Raw genomic sequence first — 19739 nt, 5'->3', positions numbered from 1 at the left:
CGCTTGCGTCGCGCCGATACCGCCGTCGCGTCCGGTCCCGATCGGTTCCCTTTGCTTGCCGATAGCACAGTCAAGAAGGAGGGCATCTGGTTGGTCTTGATGTTGCTGCTCTTTGTGTTCGTGATCGGAGCCGCGATGGGCTGGGCTAGACATCCAAGGCAATATCGCGCCGATCCGCCGGTCACATCATCTCTCGATCAGTTCCTGCTGATGCCGGGCGGGATCGGCGGCACACCACCCCACGTGTATTTCGCGCTTGGCAAGCCTTATGAGGTGACCGCCTATGATCTGAGCCAGGGCAAGCGCCTTTATTCCTGGTTCGGCTGCGCTAGTTGCCATGGAGACGGACGAGGCGGGACCGGCCCTTCGTTTCTTGACGGCTGGTGGTTTTATGGCTCGGAAATGGTATCGGTCGTGGCATCCATACGCGACGGACGGCCTCACGGCATGCCTGCCTTCGCGAACAAAATGACGAGCGACCAGATCTGGCAGCTCGCCGGCTATGTCAGGACGATCGGCGCCTATTCCGCCCTCTATACCGCGCCGAGCCGCAACGACGACAAGCATACGAGACCGGCCGAGAACCGGGCGCCGGCCGCAACTCTTTTCGAGGAAGGCCCGGTAGGCGTCCGCTCCGATCGAGGTGTCCGGCCTTGAAGATCGCCGCGGCATGCACCTTGTTTCTGTCCGGCTGCGCTGCCGGGACGCAATCGGCGCTGAATGCGGACGGACCTGCCGCTTCGGAACTCAGAAGCTTGATACTCCTGTTTGTCGCCGTCTGCGGCGTTGTCTTCGTGCTAGTCATGAGCGTCATGGCATGGGCGCTGGTTCGCAGGAAAAACCAGGCCCCCGGTGAACCGCAGTCCGAGCGTTCCATGGGCAGGGTCGTTAACGGCGCGATCGTGATGACTTTCCTGGTCATAAGCTTCCTGACAATCACCAGTTTTTACGCAACCAATGGCGTCGACCGCGGCCGGGACAATCAGCCGACCATCGCCGTTCGCGGGCAGCAGTGGTGGTGGCAGTTTACCTATCTCGATGCGGATCCCGCCAAGACATTCCAGACCGCCAACGAGCTGCATATCCCGGTGGGAACCGATGTCCGGCTGCGCCTGGACGCGACTGATGTCATTCATTCGTTCTGGGTGCCGAACCTGACGGGAAAGCAGGATCTGGTCCCCGGCCGCGATAACCGTCTGACGCTGCATGCCACCAAAGCCGGCATCTATCGCGGCCAATGCGCCGAATTCTGCGGCCTGCAGCACAGCCACATGGCACTGTTGGTGATCGCCGAGGAGCCGGAGGACTATGCCAGATGGCTGGAGTCGCAGAGAGAAACGGCAGCCGCACCGACCGATGGTGATGCCGCGGCGGGAGAGCTCGTCTTCATGAGCAAGCCTTGCGCCGCCTGCCACACCATCCGCGGCACCGAGGCGTCGGGCACCTCCGGACCTGACCTCACCCATGTCGGCAGCCGCAGCATGATTGCGGCGGGGCGGCTGGAGAATACGCGGGGATCGGTTGCGGCATGGATTGCCGACCCGCAAACGCTGAAGCCGGGCAACAACATGCCGTTGGTCCCCCTCACCGGCGAAGAGCTGAGACAGTTGAGCGCCTACATGAGTGGTCTGCGATGACCGGCACCGGCAGAACCCCTTCCCCACCCGATCTGGCTGCCGGCAATGAAGAGGCGGAAGCCTTCCTCAGGCGCACATGGTCGACTCCTTCCGGATTGCTGGCAGCGCTCTCCACGGTCGATCACAAGATCATCGGTCGGCGCTATATCGCGACAGCCTTTGTCTTTCTCATTCTCGGCGGCGTGCTGGCGCTTGTGATGCGTATCCAGCTCGCCTTCCCCGAGGCCCGCTTCGTCAGCGCGGACCGGTACAATCAGATCTTCACCGTGCACGGCAGCAACATGATGTTCCTGTTTGCGGTGCCGGTCATGGAGGCAATGGCGGTCTATCTCGTTCCTCTGATGGTCGGAACCCGCAACATCGCCTTTCCCAGGCTGAACGCCTTCTCCTACTGGATCTATCTCGCCGGAGGGCTGCTGCTGTGGATCTCGCTTGCCCTCGATACCGCCCCCGATGTCGGCTGGTTCTCCTACGTGCCTCTGTCCGGCCCGCAATATGGCGCGGGGAAACGGGCGGACCTCTGGGCACAGATGATCACCTTCACCGAGGTGTCCGCCCTTGCCGTTGCCGTCGAGATCGTCGTGACGGTCTTCAAGCTGCGCGCGCCCGGCATGTCGCTCGATCGGATACCCGTCTTCGTCTGGTCGATGCTGGTCACCGCCTTTCTGGTCATCCTGGCCATGCCGGCGATCATGTTCGCCAGCTCATCGCTCATTCTCGACCGGCTGGTCGGCACCCAGTTCTATAATCCTGCGGAAGGGGGCGACGTCCTCCTCTGGCAGCACCTGTTCTGGTTCTTCGGCCATCCCGAAGTCTACATCATCTTCCTGCCGGCCGTCGGCATCGTCTCCGCCATGATCTCCACCTTCACACAGCGTCCGGTCTTCGGCTATATGCCGCTGGTGCTGGCGATGATCGCCACCGGAATTCTCTCCTTCGGCCTATGGGTGCACCACATGTTCGTGGCCGGCCTGCCGCGGCTGGGGAGCAGCTTTTTCACCGCCTCGAGCATGGCGATCGCCATTCCCGCCGGAACCCAGATCTTCTGCTGGCTGGCAACGCTGTGGGATGGCCGTCCGGTGTTCAAGACACCGCTGCTTTTCATCATCGGCTTCCTCATCACCTTCGTCATCGGCGGCCTGACCGGCGTGATGGTGGCGTCGGTGCCCCTCGATACTCAGGTCCACGACACCTATTTCGTCGTCGCCCATTTCCACTATGTCCTGATCGGCGGCTCCGTCTTCCCGCTGATCGGCGCGATCTACTACTGGTTTCCAAAGATGACCGGGCGGATGATGAGCGAAAGGCTCGGACGGTGGGCCTTCGGCCTGATCTTCACAGGCTTCCACCTGACTTTCTTCCCAATGCACATCCTGGGGCTCCAGGGCATGCCGCGGCGCGTCTACACCTATCCGCCCGAGCTGCCCTGGGCCGGTTTGAACCTGTTCGTCAGCCTCAGCGCCTTTATCCTGGCCGCCGGCTTCCTGGTCTTCTTCATCGATGCCCTGCGCAGCTTCCGCCATGGCCCGCCGGCCGGCCGCAATCCCTGGAATGCGTCAACATTGGAATGGGCCGTGCCTTCGCCCCCTCCCCCCTATAATTTTCGGCATATTCCGGTGGTCGAATCGCGCGAGCCGCTCTGGATGTCGGGCGAGACATTGGCGGTGGCGACGGGACTTCGGCTCGATCGGCGGGAACTGATCGTCAGCAGCGTCACATCAGGCGAGCCGGAGGCGCGGGAGGCCTCGCCAGCCGATTCCATCTGGCCGTTTCTGGCCGCCATTGCCACCAGCATCATGCTGATCGGCTCGATCTTCAGCCCGTGGGCCGTCGTCTGGGGAGCCGTTCCGGTGGCGATCACTCTGACAGGATGGTTCTGGCCCAAGCAAACACCGGAGGACGAGACATGAAGGAGCGCGTGGTCACCGATCTCTCGAAGCTTCCCTTGCACGGCCTGGGCACCGCCAGCCTGACCTTCTGGGGCACCAGCGCCTTCATGCTGATTGAAGGCATGGGATTCGCTCTGGCGATCGTCGTCTACTTCTATCTCATGAGCCTGGCGCCGCATTGGCCGATCGAAGCCCCTGCCCCGGATCTCCTTCCCGGCACGATCCTGACCCTGCTGCTTCTCGTCAGCATCGTGCCGAATATGCTCGTCGCGCGGTGGGCGAAGCAGAGGGATCTCCGCAAGGTGCGCGCGGGACTGATCATCATGGCGCTTCTCGGAGCGGCACCCCTCATACCCCGCGCCTACGAATTTCCTGCCCTCCACATAGGCTGGGACGACGACGCCTACGGATCGATCGTCTGGACAATGCTCGGCCTGCACGCGACCCACATCATCACCGATCTCGTCGATACCGTCGTCCTCGCCTGCCTGATGTTTTCGAAGCATGGTGACAATGCGCGGCGCTACGGCGATGTCGAAGATAACGCGCTCTACTGGAACTTTGTCGTGCTCGCCTGGCTTCCGCTCTACGGATGCATCTATTGGGTGCCGCGGCTATGAGAACAGCAACGACAATCGCTTTTCTTCTCATGGCGACACCGGGACTGGCACATGAAGGCCATGCCCATTCGAATTCCTTCACATGGACGGCCGATCCCTGGATAATCGCGCCGCTCGCAGTTTGCGCAGCCCTCTATGCAAGTGGAAGCCTTCGCTTGATGTCGCGATCATCCGCTGGCCGGCGCGTCTTCGCGCACCGGCTTTTGGCCTATTGGGCCGGCTGGCTGGTGCTTGCCGGCGCGCTTGTCTCTCCCCTGCATTGGCTTGGAGAACAACTTTTCACCTTCCATATGATCGAACATGAACTGGTCATGGCGGTTGCCGCGCCGCTCATCGTATCGGCACGGCCGTCGGCCGTGCTGCTCTGGGGGCTGCCAAGGATCGTCAGGCGCCGGACAGGACAGGTGCTCGCCTCGCGCATGGTTCGCAAGACCTGGAGGTTGCTCAGCAACGGCACTGTCGCGACGCTGCTGCACGGGGCGGCAATCTGGGCATGGCATGCGCCTGTCCTGTTCGACGCCGCGATTGAAAGCACGCCGCTCCACCGGCTGCAGCATCTTTCCTTTTTTGTAAGTGCCGTCCTGTTTTGGTGGTCCGTCATCTGGAAGACGAACAGGGGGCTGGCGGCCTGGCACCTTTTCCTGACGATGCTGCATATGAGCATTCTCGGGGCCCTCATCGCCCTGTCACCCAACGTGCTCTACGTGGTGCAGACACGCTCATCCGGGGTTTGGGGGCTGTCGCCGCTCGAAGACCAGCAGATGGCAGGCCTGGTAATGTGGGTTCCTGCCGCCATCGTCTACGCCGCTGTTGCGCTGGCGCTGGCGGCTTTGTGGATCAGGGCTTCCGGAAAGGGAGGCGCAGATGGAACACGCATCGTCGCCCCATAATTCCCTTCGCCCCGCCTTGGTGATCGCCGCCTGCGTGGTGAGCCTGACGGCGGCATTGACCTTGACCGACATCTACCGGCAGCGATCCGAAAGGCAGGCTGTTGCCGTCGCCATGACGAAAGGCGATCCGGCGCGGGCGCCGGCGATTTTTCGCCGATATGGCTGCGCCGGATGTCACACCATTCCCGGCATCGAGGGCGCCGACGGCAAGGTCGGCGGCGATCTCTCCGGTCTGCGCGAGCGGGTCTACATTGCCGGCGTGCTCAACAATTCCGCCGACAACCTCATCAGCTGGATTGTCGCGCCGCAGGCCCATTCGCCAAAGACGGCGATGCCGGCCACCGGGATATCCGAACAGGAGGCCCGCGATCTGGCAGCCTATCTCTATGCTCGTTAGAAATCTGGGTTTCCGATCAACCCGCCTTTGAAGTTGCTCGGATCATCACGGCGCTCGACAGCGCGAGATTGTCGCTGAGCTGACCAACCGCGGCGCCGACGTGAAGGCGATACGGCTTTTGACCAATTTGGAGGAGTCGCAGGACATGCATGTGGCGCACCTTGAGAGGCTTAAGGCAGAGTTGCTAGAATGTGACGAGAGCAACAGGCCGGCGGATCCGCGCTGCGACGGGGCGAGAACTTTACGTCGATCTCTTAGCGACAGCATCCGCTGCAAAAGTCTTTGCGCGTCCCAAAAACGGGGTTGCGGTCGAACGATTGCGGCGTGCAAAACTTGCCCTCCAATGGGATCCCCGTCTGTGACGAAATTCAGCAATTTTCGCCACTGTGATTTAGGAGCGGCTATTCCTACCCGGTATTTGGGGGTTGTAGAAGTGAGGACGTGATTGGTCATGCGCCCTTCTAACATTCTCGCCACCCCGCAATGAAAACCCCATCAACCGCTCGTATTCCGCCTCCGGAATGCCATAAGAACCACTGGCCTTGAGAATGAGGCCCTCGCGATCGAGGACGATTACCTTTCCTCGTACCGACCGGATGAGTTTTTCGCCTTCTAGAATTGGAAGTACGCCCGTAACTCCTGAACGCCGGACGCCGAGCATCGAAGATATATGCTCGTGGGTCAGAAGCAGCACCTGGCCTTCCGATCGATCATCGAGCATAAGCAGCAAACGGGCCAGTCTCTGTTCGATGGAATATCGGCTGTTGGCGAGGGCCGTATAACCAATTTGAATTGCGAGCGTCCTTGAAAACGTTGATGAAAGCGATCGCAACTGCGGTGCCCTCTGCGTCAGACGAAGGAAGCTGTCGACGTCGGTGCGCTGCGCGGTTCCTTCGGTCTGCACCACAAGCTTGTAGGGAGTGCGCCAATCGCCCTCCAACAACCCCGTGCCGGTTACCCCTTCACGCCCGATAAGGCCAACCTCTACCTGTGAGTCATCCAGCGACGAGGCGACCAGCGAGACCGTCCCGCTTTCAATGAAGGAAACCGTCGTGATCTCTCCAAACTGCCTTTCAAGAACCTCGCCTTGAACCAGCTGAACCTGCTTGAGAAGCGGCCGGATAAGATCATCTTCTCGCGGAGAAAGAGCGGAAAGAACGAGATTCTTCTGACCGCCTGATGACCTCGCCGTCGAACCTCGGCACTCGGAAAGGGCAGTATAAATCGCGCTCGTGTCCAGCGGTTTTTCCACGAAAATCCGATCCGCAAAGCGGGGAGGCACGACATCACGGCTGTAGCCGGTTGCGAAGAAGAACGGGATATTGCGCTTAGCCAGCGCATCGGCGACAGGGAACACCATCGTTCCACCGAGATTGATGTCCAGAATGGCCACTTCAATTTGGGAATCTTCGATATATTGCAACGCTCGTTCGACGCTCGGTGCAGGCCCGACTATCTTGATTCCGGTTGCTGTCAGCTTCGATGCGAGTTCGCTGGCGAGAGCGTAATCGTCCTCGACGACCAGGACAGCCTTTTGCGCGAGTTCGTCAAAAGCCGTATTCATGACGATCTGCCTCTCACATCATACCTGTTCACTCAAAACGTTGCGGCCATTGCACTGTTCCGTCGCCCAACCTGATGACGTTGCATCAATAATAGCTTAATCCCCCCGTTCTCGCGTTCTTCAATATCACTCGATCGGCGATACGCATCAAGGATGGGACGTCGGGCGCGGCGGCAGCGACTTCAGGTATCGGGCGATAGCCATCCGGTCGGCCTCCGGGAGCTCCGCCGTATTCTCGACCACATCCGCCATGGACCAGCCGACATAGCCGTGACCCGGCGTCCTGCCGCTGTGAAGCATTTCGGCGACATCCTGCTCCGACCACGAGCTGATACCTGTCGGCGTGATGTTAGGGTTGAAGCCGACACCTTCAGAACTCACTCCGCCGGCGAACCTGGTTTTTGGCTTTAACGCGCCGAATATGTTGCGGGATGAGTGGCACTCGGCGCAATGACCGAGCGTCTCCACGAGATAGGCACCGCGATCATGCACGGGATCGCCGCTCAGCGCTGCTTCCGATCTGCCTTCGTGGAAGAACAGAAGCTTCCAGAAGCCGACGAAGCGGCGGATGCGAAACAAGGGGGAAATATCGTGTGGCTGCGGGCGCTCCGGCACGGGCGAAAGCGTATGCAGAAAGGCGTATAGATCTCTGACGTCGCCGAGAGTCATCCCCGTGTAGCTGGGATAGGGGAATACCGGGTAATAATGCTGCCCTGAGGGAGAGACCCCTGAAATCAGCGCGTTGGCGAGATCGGCAACCGACCACGATCCGATACCGGCCTCTGGGTCGGACGAGATATTGGGAACTCTGAAGGTTCCATAGGGTGAGGCCAGGGCAAGATCTCCTCCGAGCCTTAAGCGGTCCGGCTGACCGGGGGAAGCATGACAGGAGGAGCAGCCGCCTGCAGCAAAGACCACTCTGCCGCGCTCGGCATCCCCCGGCGTCAGCGTGGGATCGCCGGCAGCGAAGCGTGGATGCGGCCTCGTCAGCAGCCAGGTTGCGAGGCAGACAAGGAGGACCGCGGCGACAGCGGTCGAAAACAATCGGGCACCTTTCACCATTCTGGACCCGCTAGAGCAATTCCGGGAAAACTATGAAACAGTTTTCCGTCCGGAGTTGCGAACGACAACTTAGAGCGGTTTCGCATTTCCGTGAAAAGCTCAATCGCTCTGGATGAACACCTCAACCGGGCGGCGGCTCGACCATATATGGCCGCCGCCCCAGGCGGCAGAGATAAACTTCTCGCTCGGGATTGGCCTCGATGACAAAACCCGAGCTGCGCAGCATCGCTTCGACCGCCGCCTTGTTGGGAATGAACCAATTGGTGGGATCGGCAGCATAACGCTCTTCGACAAAGAACAGCTTCGGAAAATCCGGCCGGTCAAAAACCTTCCATTCCGAAAAGTCGTAATCCTCTTCCAGCGTGGCAATCCGCTCTTCACCACGCTGCAGGCATTGGAACAGCATGAGGTCTGCAGCCACATGTTCGTGGAGCAGATCCAGTGCCAGCAACGGATGGCGCAGGTGGTAAAGCACGCCCATGAAGATCACAAGATCGAACCTCTCGCCAAGTTTCGACACCTCGTAAACCGACATCTGCCTGAACTCGATATCGAGGCCGAAATGATCGGCGGCGAAGCGGGCCTGCTCGAGATAACGTGGATCGCTGTCGATGCCTAACACCCGCCCGGCGTTGCGGCGCTTCATTTCGAGCGCATAAAAGCCTGCATTGCAGCCGATATCGAGAACGCTGCGTCCTTCCAGATCCTTGGGCACGACATGTTTGAAGCCTTCCCATTTGAACGCCGGATAGTCGCCGAGAAAATGGTCCGGCGCGGTTTCGATCTCTCCGAACCGCATATTCTGAAACCAGGGGCCCAGTTCATTGATACGCTGTTGCAGGTTCACCATCGTGTGCATCCGCGTCAGTTGTCCAAGGGGGCGGCCTGCGAGGCAGCCGCGGCGCGATGACGGCGAGGCGCAGCGACGCGTTTACGGGGACGATCGTCCAAATTGGCGGCAAACCAGTCGATCGTATATCTGAGCCCCTCGGCAAGGGGCACCGTCGGCTGCCAATCGAGAAGTTCTGTCGCGCGGGAAATATCGGGCCGGCGGCGTTGAGGATCATCCTTCGGCAAAGGTCGGTAGGCCACAGCCGTTCGCACCGGCACCATCGATCGAATCATCTGCGCAAGCTCGTTGATGGTGAACTCCCCGGGATTGCCGAGGTTGACGGGCACGCCAGGGTTCGGCCGCACATCCATCAGCGCCTTGAGGCCGCCGACAAGATCGCTGACGTAGCAGAAGGATCGGGTCTGCATGCCGCTTCCGTAGATGGTGAGCGGTTTCCCCGAGAGGGCCTGCACGATCAGGTTGGAGACGATCCGGCCGTCATTTGCCTGCATTCGCGGCCCATAGGTGTTGAAGATGCGGGCGACCCGCACATCGACGCGGCCCGCGCGCAGCATATCGAAGCAAAGAGCTTCGGCGGCGCGCTTTCCCTCGTCATAGCAAGCGCGCGGTCCTGTGCAGCTGACATTTCCGCGATAGTCTTCCGTTTGCGGATGCTCGGCGGGATCGCCATAGACCTCGCTCGTCGAGGCCTGGAGAAAGGCGGCCCGGTGCCGCTCGGCAAGCGCCAGCAGATTGCCCGTGCCGGCGACGCACGTCATCATCGTGTGAACGGGATCCGCCTGGTATTGCGGCGGGGACGCGGCGCAGGCCAGATTATAGATCTGGTCGAGCGGTTCGCCGATTTCAATGAATTTGCAGATATCCTGTTCGATGAGCCGGAAGCCCGGATGGTTCATCAACGGCCTGACATTGTCCCGCGAGCCGGTAATATAGCTGTCGACGCAAATGACGCTGTCGCCACGGCCGAGCAGAGCATCGCATAGATGCGAGCCGACAAAGCCGGCGCCTCCTGCCACCAGAACAGTCTTGCCTTTTCCGCGACGATTGGCTTGAAGCATCGATACTCTCCTTCACGCTGAGATACGGTCGAAAGTTCGCTTGGCGGGCCGATCGGAAAGAGCCCGGACGAGCTCGCCGGCACGTGCGACACCGGTATGACTGCTCATCACCAGCTTTCTCGCTGCTGCGGCGGCGGCCAGGCGGTCGCTGTCGGGAAGCTCCGTCAGCAGCGCCACGACATCCTCCGGCGCGCGCGCAACGAACAAGGCCTTACCGTCCGGCAGCAGCTCGTCGAGACCCTGCCATAAATCGCTGATGATCGGCGCACCGCAGGCGGCAGCCTCGAACAACCGCACGCTGGGAGACCAGCCCGCGGCAATCATATCGCTGCGGGTCACGTTCAGCGTGAACCGCTGCCGGCTGTAAAAGCTTGCGTGATCGGCAGGCGGCAGATGCTCGATGCGCTCGACATTGGCCGGCCATTCGATCCCGGCGGGATATTGCGGCCCGGCGACAACGAAGCGCATCGACGGCAGGCGGCGCGCCGGCTCCAGCAGAAGCCGCTCCAGTGTCGGTTGGCGGTCGGGGCTATAGGTTCCGAGGTAGCCGAGATCCCAGCAAGTGGGCTCGCCGGTATCGGCATAGCGGCCCTCGTCGACCGAACAATAGAGCGCGATGGCCCTGCGCGCGCCATATCTCTGTTCGAGCCGCGTCAACACCCTTCCTCCGGAGAAGGAGAAGTAGGTGTCAAATAAAGGAATCTGGCGCAGCGCCAGATATTCCTCGTCACCGCGATCGAGCTTGGCGAGGGTGACCGGCGTGTCAATGTCATAGAAGCAGAGGCGTTTCGGCTCCAGCGCCTCGAGCCTGTCGATGAGCGGCACACCATCGGGGACGTAGGATCCGACGATGACGGCATCGGCCTTGCCGAGCCTTTCACCGTGACGCTCGATCATTGCGCCGATATCGGAATAATAGGCAAGCTCGCAGAAGCCCGGCGATGGCAGGTCCCGGTGGCTGGCATACCAGGGCACGTCCCGCTCCAGGAACAGGACCCGATGGCCGTCCTGCCGAAGCCCCTTGATCAGGGCGCGATAGGTCGTGGCGTGACCGTTCCCCCAGGAAGAGGAAAGGGAGAGTCCGAGGAAAACGATATCGAGCGATCTCGTCATTCAGCCGCCTCCCGCGCGCCAAGACGGGCGCGAAAAATCTCGTCTACCGTTTCGGCGCGATTGACATAGGTGTGTTCGGCCAGAACGCGCCGGCGCGCCCTTTCCCCAATTTCCCGTGCGGCTTGGTGCGACAGGCCGCTGAGCAAGGCAGCCACGTCCTGTCCGTCGCGCGCGACCAGGACCTCCTCCCCGGGCTTCAGAAAGACATCGATGCCTTCCCAGTAGTCGGTGATGAGGCAAGCCCCGGCGCCGGCCGCCTCGAAGACCCGTGTCGCAGGGGAAAAACCATTCTCCGCCATACTGGCGCGCGATATGTTGAGGACCGCCATCGGCGTCACGTTGAAAGCGTTGTGATCGCGCGTCGGCACATGACCGATATAGCGGACGTTTGACGAGATCGGCTTGCCCTGCCAGCCGGAACCGCCAAGCAGGAACGTTCGGTTCGGCAGACGCGACGCCGTTTCCAGGAAGAAATGCTCGACCCTCGCCTCGCGGTCCGGCAGGCGGTTGCCAAGGAACCCGAGGTCGGCGGCGAAGCGGTCATCCTGCGGCACCGGATGATGCGTTTGCGGGTCCAGCGCATTGTAGATCGGCACGCATTCGGCCGCTCCGACGGAACGATATGCGTTCACGACGGGGTCGCCGCCGCCATAGGTCAGCACGAGATCAAGCCCGGCGAGCGCGCGGCGCAACGGATGATCGGGGTTGGTCCTGAGTTCGGCAAGCGTCGCCGGCGCGTCCACGTCCCAGAAGATCTTCAGCGCGTGCGGCCGTGCGTTGCGAAGCACCTCTTCCAGCAACCGATCGTCCTCGAAGCCGACACCACTCGCCTTGACGACGATATCAGCTTCGGACGCCTCGCTGGTGACGGCCTTGAGGGCGTCGATCGTCCCTTCGTAGACGACGACCCTGCACCAGTCCGGCGGATCCATGTCGCGGTTCTTCTGCCGATCATAGACATCGGGCTCGTAGAAGGTGATGTCGTAACCTTTCTCCGCCAGCGCTCGCAGAAGGCCGCGATAATAAGTGGCGGCGCCGTTCCAATAGGCGGAGACGAGACTCGATCCGTAAAAGGCGATCTTCATTCGGCAGCCTCCCTGGATTGCAGGTTTGCGGTGACCCTATGCGTGCCGCAGCGCGCCAGGATGGCAAAAAGCTCGTCGACGCGGTGGCGGCAGGTGTGACGAGCCTTGATCGTTTCGAGGCCGGCAGCGGCAAGGTTCGCAGCCAGATCGGTATCGGCGAGGACGTCACGCAGACTTTTCTTCATCTCCTCGCCATCACCGACGACCAAATAGTCCCTGCCAGGTTCGAAGAGATGTTCCGCGTCATTCCAGGGCGCCGAGATCAGGGGTATTCCGCAGGCGAGCGCCTCGAAGACGCGGATGGTCGGAATCCCCGGCAGATGTTCGATATAGGGCCGCCGCGGAATGTGAATCGTTGCTTTGTGACGGGCAAAGGCCATGGGCACATCGGCATTGGCGATCCAGCCGTCATAGGCGATGCCGGCCTCGCGAAGCTCGTCCAATGCATGGCCGGGATAGCGGACGCCGCGCACGACCGTGTTCAAGCCGAGATCTTTTGCGGGGCGGACCAGGAATTCGCCGATTTCGGCGGACCGTTCATCGTCGCCCCAGTTGCCGATCCAGATGAGGTCTCCGGCTTTCTCGATCTCCGGCAACGGTCGAAACAGCGTGTCGTCGGCCGCCTCGTGCCAAGTGAAGACGGATTTCCCCCAGCCGGCTCTGAGATAACGTTCGCGCAGCGTCTGTCCGAAGGCCAGCACCCCATCATAGTCGTCAAGCGCCAGCCCTGCGATATCGCCCTCGGCGGAGACGGCCCGATGATGCGTATCGTGGAAAAGCAGGGTGAAGGTTGCGCCATTACGCCGGATGCGGCCGAGCCTCTCGACCAATTGCGGTTCCGTCCACTCGTGGACGATGACGACGTCGGCATCGGCAAGCGCTGCTTCATGGTCGAATTCGACACCATACGTTCGCGAACGGTGCTGCGGAAATGCCTGGTGAAATGCCTCGACCGCAGCCGGCCCCTGGTCCCTCACCAGATTGGCCCGGCTCCAGGCATCCTGCGGCTCCAGCGCCAGCGTCTCATGGTCGCGCCGCTGGAGATCGCGCATGATGCCGCGAAGAAAATGGGCATTGCCGTGATTCCAGTCGGAGACCAGTGAATGAGTGTAAAAAAGGAACTTCATGGTCACTCCGCTGCTGTTGAAAAACCGCGGGCGCACATGCCGGAATAGATCGAGCGCATCGCCTCTGCCTGAGCCTTGACACTGAAGCCGGCAGAGCGAGCACGCGCTTTTCGTCCGAGCGCGGCGCGCTGCTGCGGATCGCCGGCAAGAGAATTGAAAGCATCGGCGAAGACATCGGGGCGATGCGGATCGGCAAAGAGAGCGGCTCCGTCCCAGATCTCGCGATAGGTGGGAATATCAGAAAGCACCAAGGCCGCGCCCGCCCGCGCCGCTTCGAGAGCGGCTAGACCGAAAGGCTCGTAGAGCGACGGCGAGGCGACGATGGCCGCCTGCCGCGTCAAGGCGCTCATCCGCTCATGCGAAAGCTCGCCGCGGTGATCGGCATGGCGAAATCGCATGTTCTGCCCATTGGGACCGGTGGTCGCGCCGGCCGCCGCCACCGTCCAGCGCGTCATCGCTGCAGCATCATCCAGCACGGCCCCGTTCTTGCCGTCGTCCCACCAGCGCCCGGCGGCAAGAACAAAGTCCTGCTTGGGTTCGTCGGAAACCGCAAGGGCGCTGGCGTTGTGAACGACCTGGAGATTTCCGATCGTTCCATAGGCCGCTTCCATCGCTCTCGCATGGCTGTGGCTTGGCGCGATGACCGTGTCCGCGCATGCAAAGCCCTCCTGGTTCAGCCGGTACTGCCACTGCCAGTCCGGCGGCACTTCGCGTCCGCGGACAGCGGCAAACCATGTGACGACACAGGAATGGCAAACCACCGCAATCGGCAGGTTTGTTTGCATGCCCGCCGCTTGCGACGGCAGATTGAGATGCAGAAGATCGGCCTGTTCGCGGCGCGCGAGATCGGCGATCAGCCGCGGAACTTCGGCAACGGCCTCTTCAGTCTGGGCCGTCCAGTCGAGCGGCGCATCCAGCCAGACGAGCTTGCCGACCCGGCCGGCCTCGGCGACCTTGTCGTCTGCAGGGAAAGGCCCCAGCCCGGCAAAGACAACCTCGATGTTGTTCGATTTCAGGGCTGCGCCCAAGTCCATGGCGTAACGCCAGACGCCGCCGATGGCGTCGACCGTCATCAGCACGCGGCGGTGCCTGTTGCTCCGGTCGTGTCCGCTCATGCCGACACCTTCCGCTTTTCCCTGCGGATCTGCCGGCCGCCGAAACGATGGGCGATCAGCCATTCGGCGAGGTGCCGCAAACCATGACGCCATCCGATTCCGGCTTGCCAGCCGGTTTCCTGTTCAAGTCTCGTCGTGTCGGCCACGAAATAGAACTGGTCGCCGGCGCGCCATGGGCCAAAGCTGGTTTCGACAGGCCGACCCGCAAACACTTCGATCTCGCGCAGCACCGAGAGCACGCTGACGGCGTTGCGCGGTCCGCCACCGAGGTTGAATGCTTTGCCGCTAACCCGCTCGATATTGGAAAGCAGCGCCCGATAGGCAGCGACGGCATCATCGACATGCAGAATGTCCCGCACCTGCTTGCCGTCTCCGTAGATTGAAATGGGTTCCCCGCCGAGCGCCCGGATCAGGAAATGCGCCACCCAGCCCTGGTCCTCGGTGCCGAACTGGCGCGGCCCATAGATACAGCTCATCCGCAGGACGGCGGCAGGGATGCCGTAGGATTTCGCGTAGTCGAGGATATACTGATCGGCCACACCCTTCGAACATCCGTAAGGCGTGCAGAAATCAAGCGGCCGATCCTCGCCGATTCCTTGCGTCCTGACGGTCTCGTCTTCGGGAAGATAACGATCGCCGAGTTCGACCAGGCCGAGATCGTCGAGAGCACCATAGACCTTGTTGGTGCTGGCAAAGATGACCGGAGCCCGTTTGCCTGCCCTGCGCACCGATTCCAGCACATTGAGGGTACCGCGCGCGTTCGTTTCGAAATCCTCGAGCGGGTCGACGAGGCTGGTGGTCACCGCCGTCTGTGCAGCGTAGTGGAACACGGCCTTGGCATCCCTGAAGGCTGCCTCGATGCCCAGCAGATCGCGAACGTCGGCGAGCACCGGATGCACCCGTCCGCCATGCCGCTCCTTCAGCCATGAAAGATTCTGATCGACTCCCGATCGTGCCAGACTGTCGAGAATGATGACGTCCTCGCCGTCGCTGAGCAGGCTGTCGGCGAGATTGCAACCGACAAACCCGCTGCCGCCCGTGACGACGATCGGCGCGGCGCCGGAGGCGATGTTGGGAGCGGCAAGGGCCGCGACCTCCTCCAGCCTCTTGACGCCTCCTTCCGTGAGAAGGCGGGCAAGCAGCTTCGGCTTGTTGTCGTGGCTGACAGCCCCCAGATGATAATGCCTGGGATCAAACCACAGGCCTTCCTGAACCGGAACATCCGGCGGCACGTCGCACCAGGAATACCAGTACATGCGATCGGCCGGCACGTTCAGGGCCTTGATGAAGCGCCGCGCCTGTTCGATCTCGTCATTGCGCCAGGTGGAGTAGCCGGTTTCGGTGATCCATATTTCCGCATCGGCATTATAACGATCGATAATCCCACGCATCTCCCCGAGATGCATGTCCCAGCCGCCCCAGCTTGCCTCCTCGCTGTCCCAGGTTCCGGGAAAGCCATGGAAGCCGACCGCATCGACCACGCCGAGCACGCCGCGCGTACCCATCAGATTGAGCCAATAGGGATCGAAGGGGCACGGGCCGCCAAGCACCGGTTTGTAGCCCCTCTGCTTCGCCCAGTAGGCGGCGCCTCCGACCATTTCGCAGAAAAGCAGGAAGTCGCTGTCGTGGCGCCAGTCCCAGTCAAGCAGGTTGTTCGGTTCGTTCCAGAGCTCGATATGGCTGATATAGCGGCCATAGCGCGTCAGGACATGATCAACGAAGTCGGCATAGGATTTGAGATCGATCGGCGGGCCCGAAGACCTGCCCGTCCGGGACAGGGAAGGCGGGGTATAGTGTATGCACGGCAGAAGGTCGATTTCACTGCCGATACGCGGGATCAGCCAATCGAACCATTGCTGGCCGCCGGGCGCCAGATATTCCGCCCAGGAAAGATGCGTGCGGAGATAACTGGCGCCACTTTCCAGAATATCCGGCAGCGCGACCTCAGCCCGCTCATATTCTCCGGGCCGGAACCATTCGACGAAACCGAACTGCCTCGTCTCCTGGTGATCGGATGCTCGAGAACCGGCCTTGTTCATGAAACCAGCCCCCGCTCTTCCAGTTGCCGCTTCATTTCGGCGCCACGGTCGACCGCCCCGGTCTGCCGCACCCATTCGGCGAAGGGAGCGAGGGCATTTTCGAGACGATATTTCGGTTCGAAGCCGAGCAGTTCGCGCGCCTTGGAAATGTCGGCGAAGCAATTGCGGATGTCTCCCGAACGCGCCTTGTTCATGATGTCCGGGCCAATCTCGGGCACGCCCATGGCATCGGCGAGAAGCGTTGCGACATCGGCGATCGAATAGGCCTGGCCGCTGCCGATATTGAGCACGTGACCGGCGGCTGCGGGTTTTTCCAGAGCCAGGCGGAAAGCTGTCGCCACGTCGCGGACATGGACAAAATCGCGCCGCTGCCTGCCATCCTCGAAGATCATCGGCGGCTGAGCGTTGGCCAGACGCGAACCGAAATTGGCGAGCACGCCGGTGTAAGGATTGGAAAGCGCCTGGCCCGCGCCGAAAACGTTGAAGAGACGCAGGGCGACGGCATCAAGCCCGTAGGCTTCACCGAAAATCAGAACCTGCCTCTCCTGGGCGTATTTCGTCAAAGCGTAGATGGACGCAAGATCGACCGGTTTCTCCTCGTCGGTGGCGACCGGCGTCAGCGGCCGGTTGTCCTGGTCAAGCGGATCCCAGCGGCCCTGCTTGACATGCTGCATGCGCCGCCTGACATAGCCGAGCCGCTTTCCATCGACCGTCCGATAGAGCCCTTCTCCATAGACACTCATCGAGGAGGCGACGACGATCGTCTTGACGGGAAGGCCGATCATGGCTTCCAGGAGCACCGCGGTGCCGAGATCGTTGCAGCCGACGTAGCGGGCAATTTCGTACATCGACTGTCCGACTCCGACTTCGGCGGCGAGATGGATGACGCCGTTCACACCGGCAAGCGCCGCGCGCACGGCGTCCTTGTCTCTGACATCGCCTTGGATGATCTCGGCTCCATCAGGCAGGCTGACTTCGGCGTCGCCATGCACCTGGTCGATCAGCGCATCGAGAATGCGCACGTCGTAGCCATTTTTCAGAAGTTCTTCAGCAACGTGGCGACCAATGAAGCCGCATCCTCCAGTTATCAAAATCGTCATTATGAGATCCGTCCGGTTGAATAATTGGCTTCGGAGATAGGCGCCGAACCGAACGCGAATGGAAAAGTTCCTTCTTCAATGACATCTTTATTGACTTCATCATCTATGCTTCTTTGACCTCTACCGGAACTCTTCGGGAGGCCTTTTGTTCTAGGGATGCCACATTGGAGGACATCTTATGGACATTGCGGCGACACAGAAGACCGGGCTCATGCGGGCGGCCATCGTCACCGGCCCCGGACGTATCTCGGTGGATACCCGCCCCTTGCCGGAACCCGGTCCGGGCCAGGTCAGGGTGAAACTGGAAGGATGCGGCGTCTGCGCCTCGAACCTCACGCCCTGGGCCGGGCCGGACTGGATGACGTTCCCCACCGAAGCTGGCGGGTTAGGTCACGAGGGCTGGGGCATTGTCGACGCCATAGGCCCCGATGTGACGGGAATCCGGATGGGAGAGCGGGTTGCTGCTCTTTCCTACCATGCCTACGCCACGCACGACATTGCCGATGCCTCGATGGTCGCATCACTGCCGAAGGAGCTGGATGGCAAGCCCTTTCCGGGCGAACCGCTCGGCTGCGCCATGAACATCTTCGGCCGCAGCAACATCGAGAGCGGCCAATCCGTCGCCATCATCGGCATCGGATTCTTGGGCGCCCTCCTCACCCGGCTTGCCGCGGCTGCTGGCGCAAGGGTGATCGCCATCTCGCGCCGGCCCTATTCCCTTGAGGTGGCGAGAGAGATGGGAGCGGCCGAGACTATTCCCATGGACGATCATTGGCGCATCATCGAACAAGTTAAAGCACTCACGGACGGAAAATTCTGCGATTGCGTCATTGAAGCCGTCGGCAAACAATGGCCGCTCGACCTGGCGGGCGAGCTTACGAAGGAACGGGGGCGACTGATCATCGCCGGTTATCACCAGGATGGGCCCCGCCAAATCAACATGCAGCTTTGGAACTGGCGCGGCCTCGACGTCATCAACGCTCATGAGCGCGAGCCGGCCGTCTATATCAAAGGCATTCGCGACGCCATAGAAGCCGTGCGCCAAGGTCGGATCGATCCGCAGCCGCTCTACACCCATAGCTATCCGCTGGAAAGGCTGGACGACGCCCTCAACACGACGCGCGACCGGCCGGACGGTTTCCTCAAGGCTCTGGTGCAATATTCATGAAGACGTGGATCTCCGGAGAACATGCGGCGACCGCCAGACGGCTGAAGCTCGGCTTTCTCGGTGTAGGCTGGATCGGCCGGCATCGGATGAAAGCGATCCTCGGGAGCGGCGTTGCCGAGGCCGTCGCCGTCGCCGACCCCTCCGCAAATATGGCACGAGAGGCCCTGGCGCTTGCCCCGGATGCCAGGATCGTCGCCGATCTGGACGCGCTGTTGGAACAGGAGCTCGACGGCATCGTGATCGCCACGCCAAGCGCCTGTCATGCCGAACAGTCCATCCGCGCCCTCGGTGCGGGCTTTGCCGTCTTCTGCCAAAAGCCGCTTGGCCGAACGGCGTCCGAGGTCAGGGCCGTCGTCGATGCTTCCAGAACCGCCGACAGGCTGCTTGGCGTCGACCTTTCCTATCGACACACGCAGGGCATGCAGCAGATCCGTCAGCTCATCCGCGCGAACGCTCTTGGAAAGATCTTTGCGGCCGATCTGACCTTCCACAACGCCTATGGCCCCGACAAGCCCTGGTTCTACGACAAGAACCAGTCCGGCGGCGGCTGCGTCGTCGATCTCGGGGTTCACCTCGTCGACCTGGCCTTATGGTGCCTCGATTTTCCCTCCGTCACCAACGTCACGAGCGCATTGAGAGCGGGTGGGAAAAGGCTCGAAAGCAAGGGTCAGGTCGAGGATTTTGCGACCGCAACGCTGACGCTTGCAGGCGGCGAAATCATCCGTCTGACATGCTCCTGGCGCCTCAACGCCGGCTGTGACGCCGAGATCCGCGCTGATTTCTTCGGAACCGAGGGAGGCGCCTCGTTCAGAAATGTCGATGGCTCATTCTATGATTTTACGGCCGTCAGGATGTCCGGCACTTCGAGCGAAACTCTGGCCCTCCCTCCCGATGAATGGGGCGGACGGGCTGCCGTGGATTGGGCAAGAAAGCTCGCCGGAGGCCAGCGCCACGATCCCGCGTGCGAGAATTTCATCGCGGTCGCGGAGACAATCGACGGCATCTATGGCGCCGGCATGTGA

At 61.5% G+C, this 19739-nt stretch carries 18 protein-coding genes; 8 read left to right on the top strand and 10 right to left on the bottom strand.

Features of this window, described 5'->3' with window-relative positions; translation table 11 throughout:
• Positions 1–99: 99 nt before the first annotated feature.
• The 6 genes from HJC04_RS27540 to HJC04_RS27515 are packed head-to-tail and all read left to right on the top strand — an operon-like array spanning position 100 to position 5433.
• Positions 100–657, top strand: coding sequence for a cytochrome c (locus HJC04_RS27540; RefSeq protein ID WP_210633774.1), 558 nt, complete (start codon positions 100–102; stop codon positions 655–657).
• The gene (gene coxB / locus HJC04_RS27535) at positions 654–1637 is read left to right on the top strand and encodes a cytochrome c oxidase subunit II (protein ID WP_210633772.1); all 984 of its coding nucleotides are present in this window, start codon (positions 654–656) and stop codon (positions 1635–1637) included. The genes HJC04_RS27540 and coxB overlap by 4 nt, the downstream gene beginning before the upstream one ends.
• On the top strand, positions 1634–3547 hold the full coding sequence (gene ctaD / locus HJC04_RS27530) for a cytochrome c oxidase subunit I (protein WP_221147567.1): 1914 nt from the start codon (positions 1634–1636) through the stop codon (positions 3545–3547). The genes coxB and ctaD overlap by 4 nt, the downstream gene beginning before the upstream one ends.
• A complete protein-coding gene (locus HJC04_RS27525) occupies positions 3544–4146 on the top strand; it encodes a cytochrome c oxidase subunit 3 (RefSeq protein WP_210633769.1) in 603 nt (200 codons plus the stop codon). The genes ctaD and HJC04_RS27525 overlap by 4 nt, the downstream gene beginning before the upstream one ends.
• A complete protein-coding gene (locus HJC04_RS27520) occupies positions 4143–5036 on the top strand; it encodes a cytochrome c oxidase assembly protein (protein ID WP_221147566.1) in 894 nt (297 codons plus the stop codon). Before HJC04_RS27525 ends, HJC04_RS27520 begins: the two co-directional genes overlap by 4 nt.
• Complete coding sequence (locus HJC04_RS27515) at positions 5011–5433, top strand: cytochrome c family protein (RefSeq protein ID WP_210633765.1); 423 nt, start codon at positions 5011–5013, stop codon at positions 5431–5433. The genes HJC04_RS27520 and HJC04_RS27515 overlap by 26 nt, the downstream gene beginning before the upstream one ends.
• A 391-nt stretch (positions 5434–5824) precedes the next feature.
• On the opposite strand, the gene HJC04_RS27510 is transcribed toward HJC04_RS27515, so the two are convergent.
• The 10 genes from HJC04_RS27510 to HJC04_RS27465 form a co-directional block, all read right to left on the bottom strand.
• A complete protein-coding gene (locus tag HJC04_RS27510) occupies positions 5825–6997 on the bottom strand; it encodes a helix-turn-helix domain-containing protein (protein ID WP_210633764.1) in 1173 nt (390 codons plus the stop codon).
• A gap of 147 nt (positions 6998–7144) precedes the next feature.
• The gene (locus tag HJC04_RS27505; RefSeq protein WP_210633762.1) at positions 7145–8059 is read right to left on the bottom strand and encodes a cytochrome c; all 915 of its coding nucleotides are present in this window, start codon (positions 8057–8059) and stop codon (positions 7145–7147) included.
• Between the two features lie 121 nt (positions 8060–8180).
• The gene (locus tag HJC04_RS27500) at positions 8181–8909 is read right to left on the bottom strand and encodes a TIGR04290 family methyltransferase (protein ID WP_210633761.1); all 729 of its coding nucleotides are present in this window, start codon (positions 8907–8909) and stop codon (positions 8181–8183) included.
• A gap of 14 nt (positions 8910–8923) precedes the next feature.
• Entirely contained in the window at positions 8924–9970 is a 1047-nt protein-coding gene (locus HJC04_RS27495; protein WP_221147565.1) for a UDP-glucuronic acid decarboxylase family protein, read from the bottom strand.
• A gap of 12 nt (positions 9971–9982) precedes the next feature.
• A complete protein-coding gene (locus tag HJC04_RS27490; RefSeq protein WP_221147564.1) occupies positions 9983–11083 on the bottom strand; it encodes a glycosyltransferase in 1101 nt (366 codons plus the stop codon).
• Positions 11080–12168, bottom strand: a complete 1089-nt coding sequence (locus HJC04_RS27485; protein WP_221147563.1) for a glycosyltransferase — start codon at positions 12166–12168, stop codon at positions 11080–11082. The genes HJC04_RS27490 and HJC04_RS27485 overlap by 4 nt, the downstream gene beginning before the upstream one ends.
• Positions 12165–13295: a glycosyltransferase gene (locus HJC04_RS27480; RefSeq protein ID WP_221147562.1), complete on the bottom strand. Its 1131-nt coding sequence runs from the start codon at positions 13293–13295 to the stop codon at positions 12165–12167. The genes HJC04_RS27485 and HJC04_RS27480 overlap by 4 nt, the downstream gene beginning before the upstream one ends.
• A 2-nt stretch (positions 13296–13297) precedes the next feature.
• A complete protein-coding gene (locus HJC04_RS27475) occupies positions 13298–14410 on the bottom strand; it encodes a glycosyltransferase family 4 protein (protein WP_247241823.1) in 1113 nt (370 codons plus the stop codon).
• Positions 14407–16449 carry an NAD-dependent epimerase/dehydratase family protein gene (locus tag HJC04_RS27470; RefSeq protein WP_210633752.1) on the bottom strand — a complete coding sequence of 681 codons (2043 nt, stop codon included), beginning with the start codon at positions 16447–16449 and terminating at the stop codon, positions 14407–14409. The genes HJC04_RS27475 and HJC04_RS27470 overlap by 4 nt, the downstream gene beginning before the upstream one ends.
• Complete coding sequence (locus HJC04_RS27465) at positions 16446–17549, bottom strand: NAD(P)-dependent oxidoreductase (protein ID WP_221147561.1); 1104 nt, start codon at positions 17547–17549, stop codon at positions 16446–16448. Before HJC04_RS27465 ends, HJC04_RS27470 begins: the two co-directional genes overlap by 4 nt.
• 178 nt (positions 17550–17727) lie before the next feature.
• On the opposite strand from HJC04_RS27465, the gene HJC04_RS27460 reads away from it, so the two are divergent.
• Both HJC04_RS27460 and HJC04_RS27455 read left to right on the top strand, forming a co-directional pair.
• Positions 17728–18717, top strand: coding sequence for a zinc-binding dehydrogenase (locus HJC04_RS27460; protein WP_210633748.1), 990 nt, complete (start codon positions 17728–17730; stop codon positions 18715–18717).
• Positions 18714–19739 carry a Gfo/Idh/MocA family protein gene (locus tag HJC04_RS27455; RefSeq protein ID WP_221147560.1) on the top strand — a complete coding sequence of 342 codons (1026 nt, stop codon included), beginning with the start codon at positions 18714–18716 and terminating at the stop codon, positions 19737–19739. Before HJC04_RS27460 ends, HJC04_RS27455 begins: the two co-directional genes overlap by 4 nt.

This window comes from Rhizobium sp. NLR8a (assembly GCF_019685235.1).
In the GTDB taxonomy this organism is placed as follows: domain Bacteria; phylum Pseudomonadota; class Alphaproteobacteria; order Rhizobiales; family Rhizobiaceae; genus Rhizobium.
Note: the sequence above shows the minus strand (reverse complement) of the source record. Positions and strands in the feature narration are given on the sequence as shown.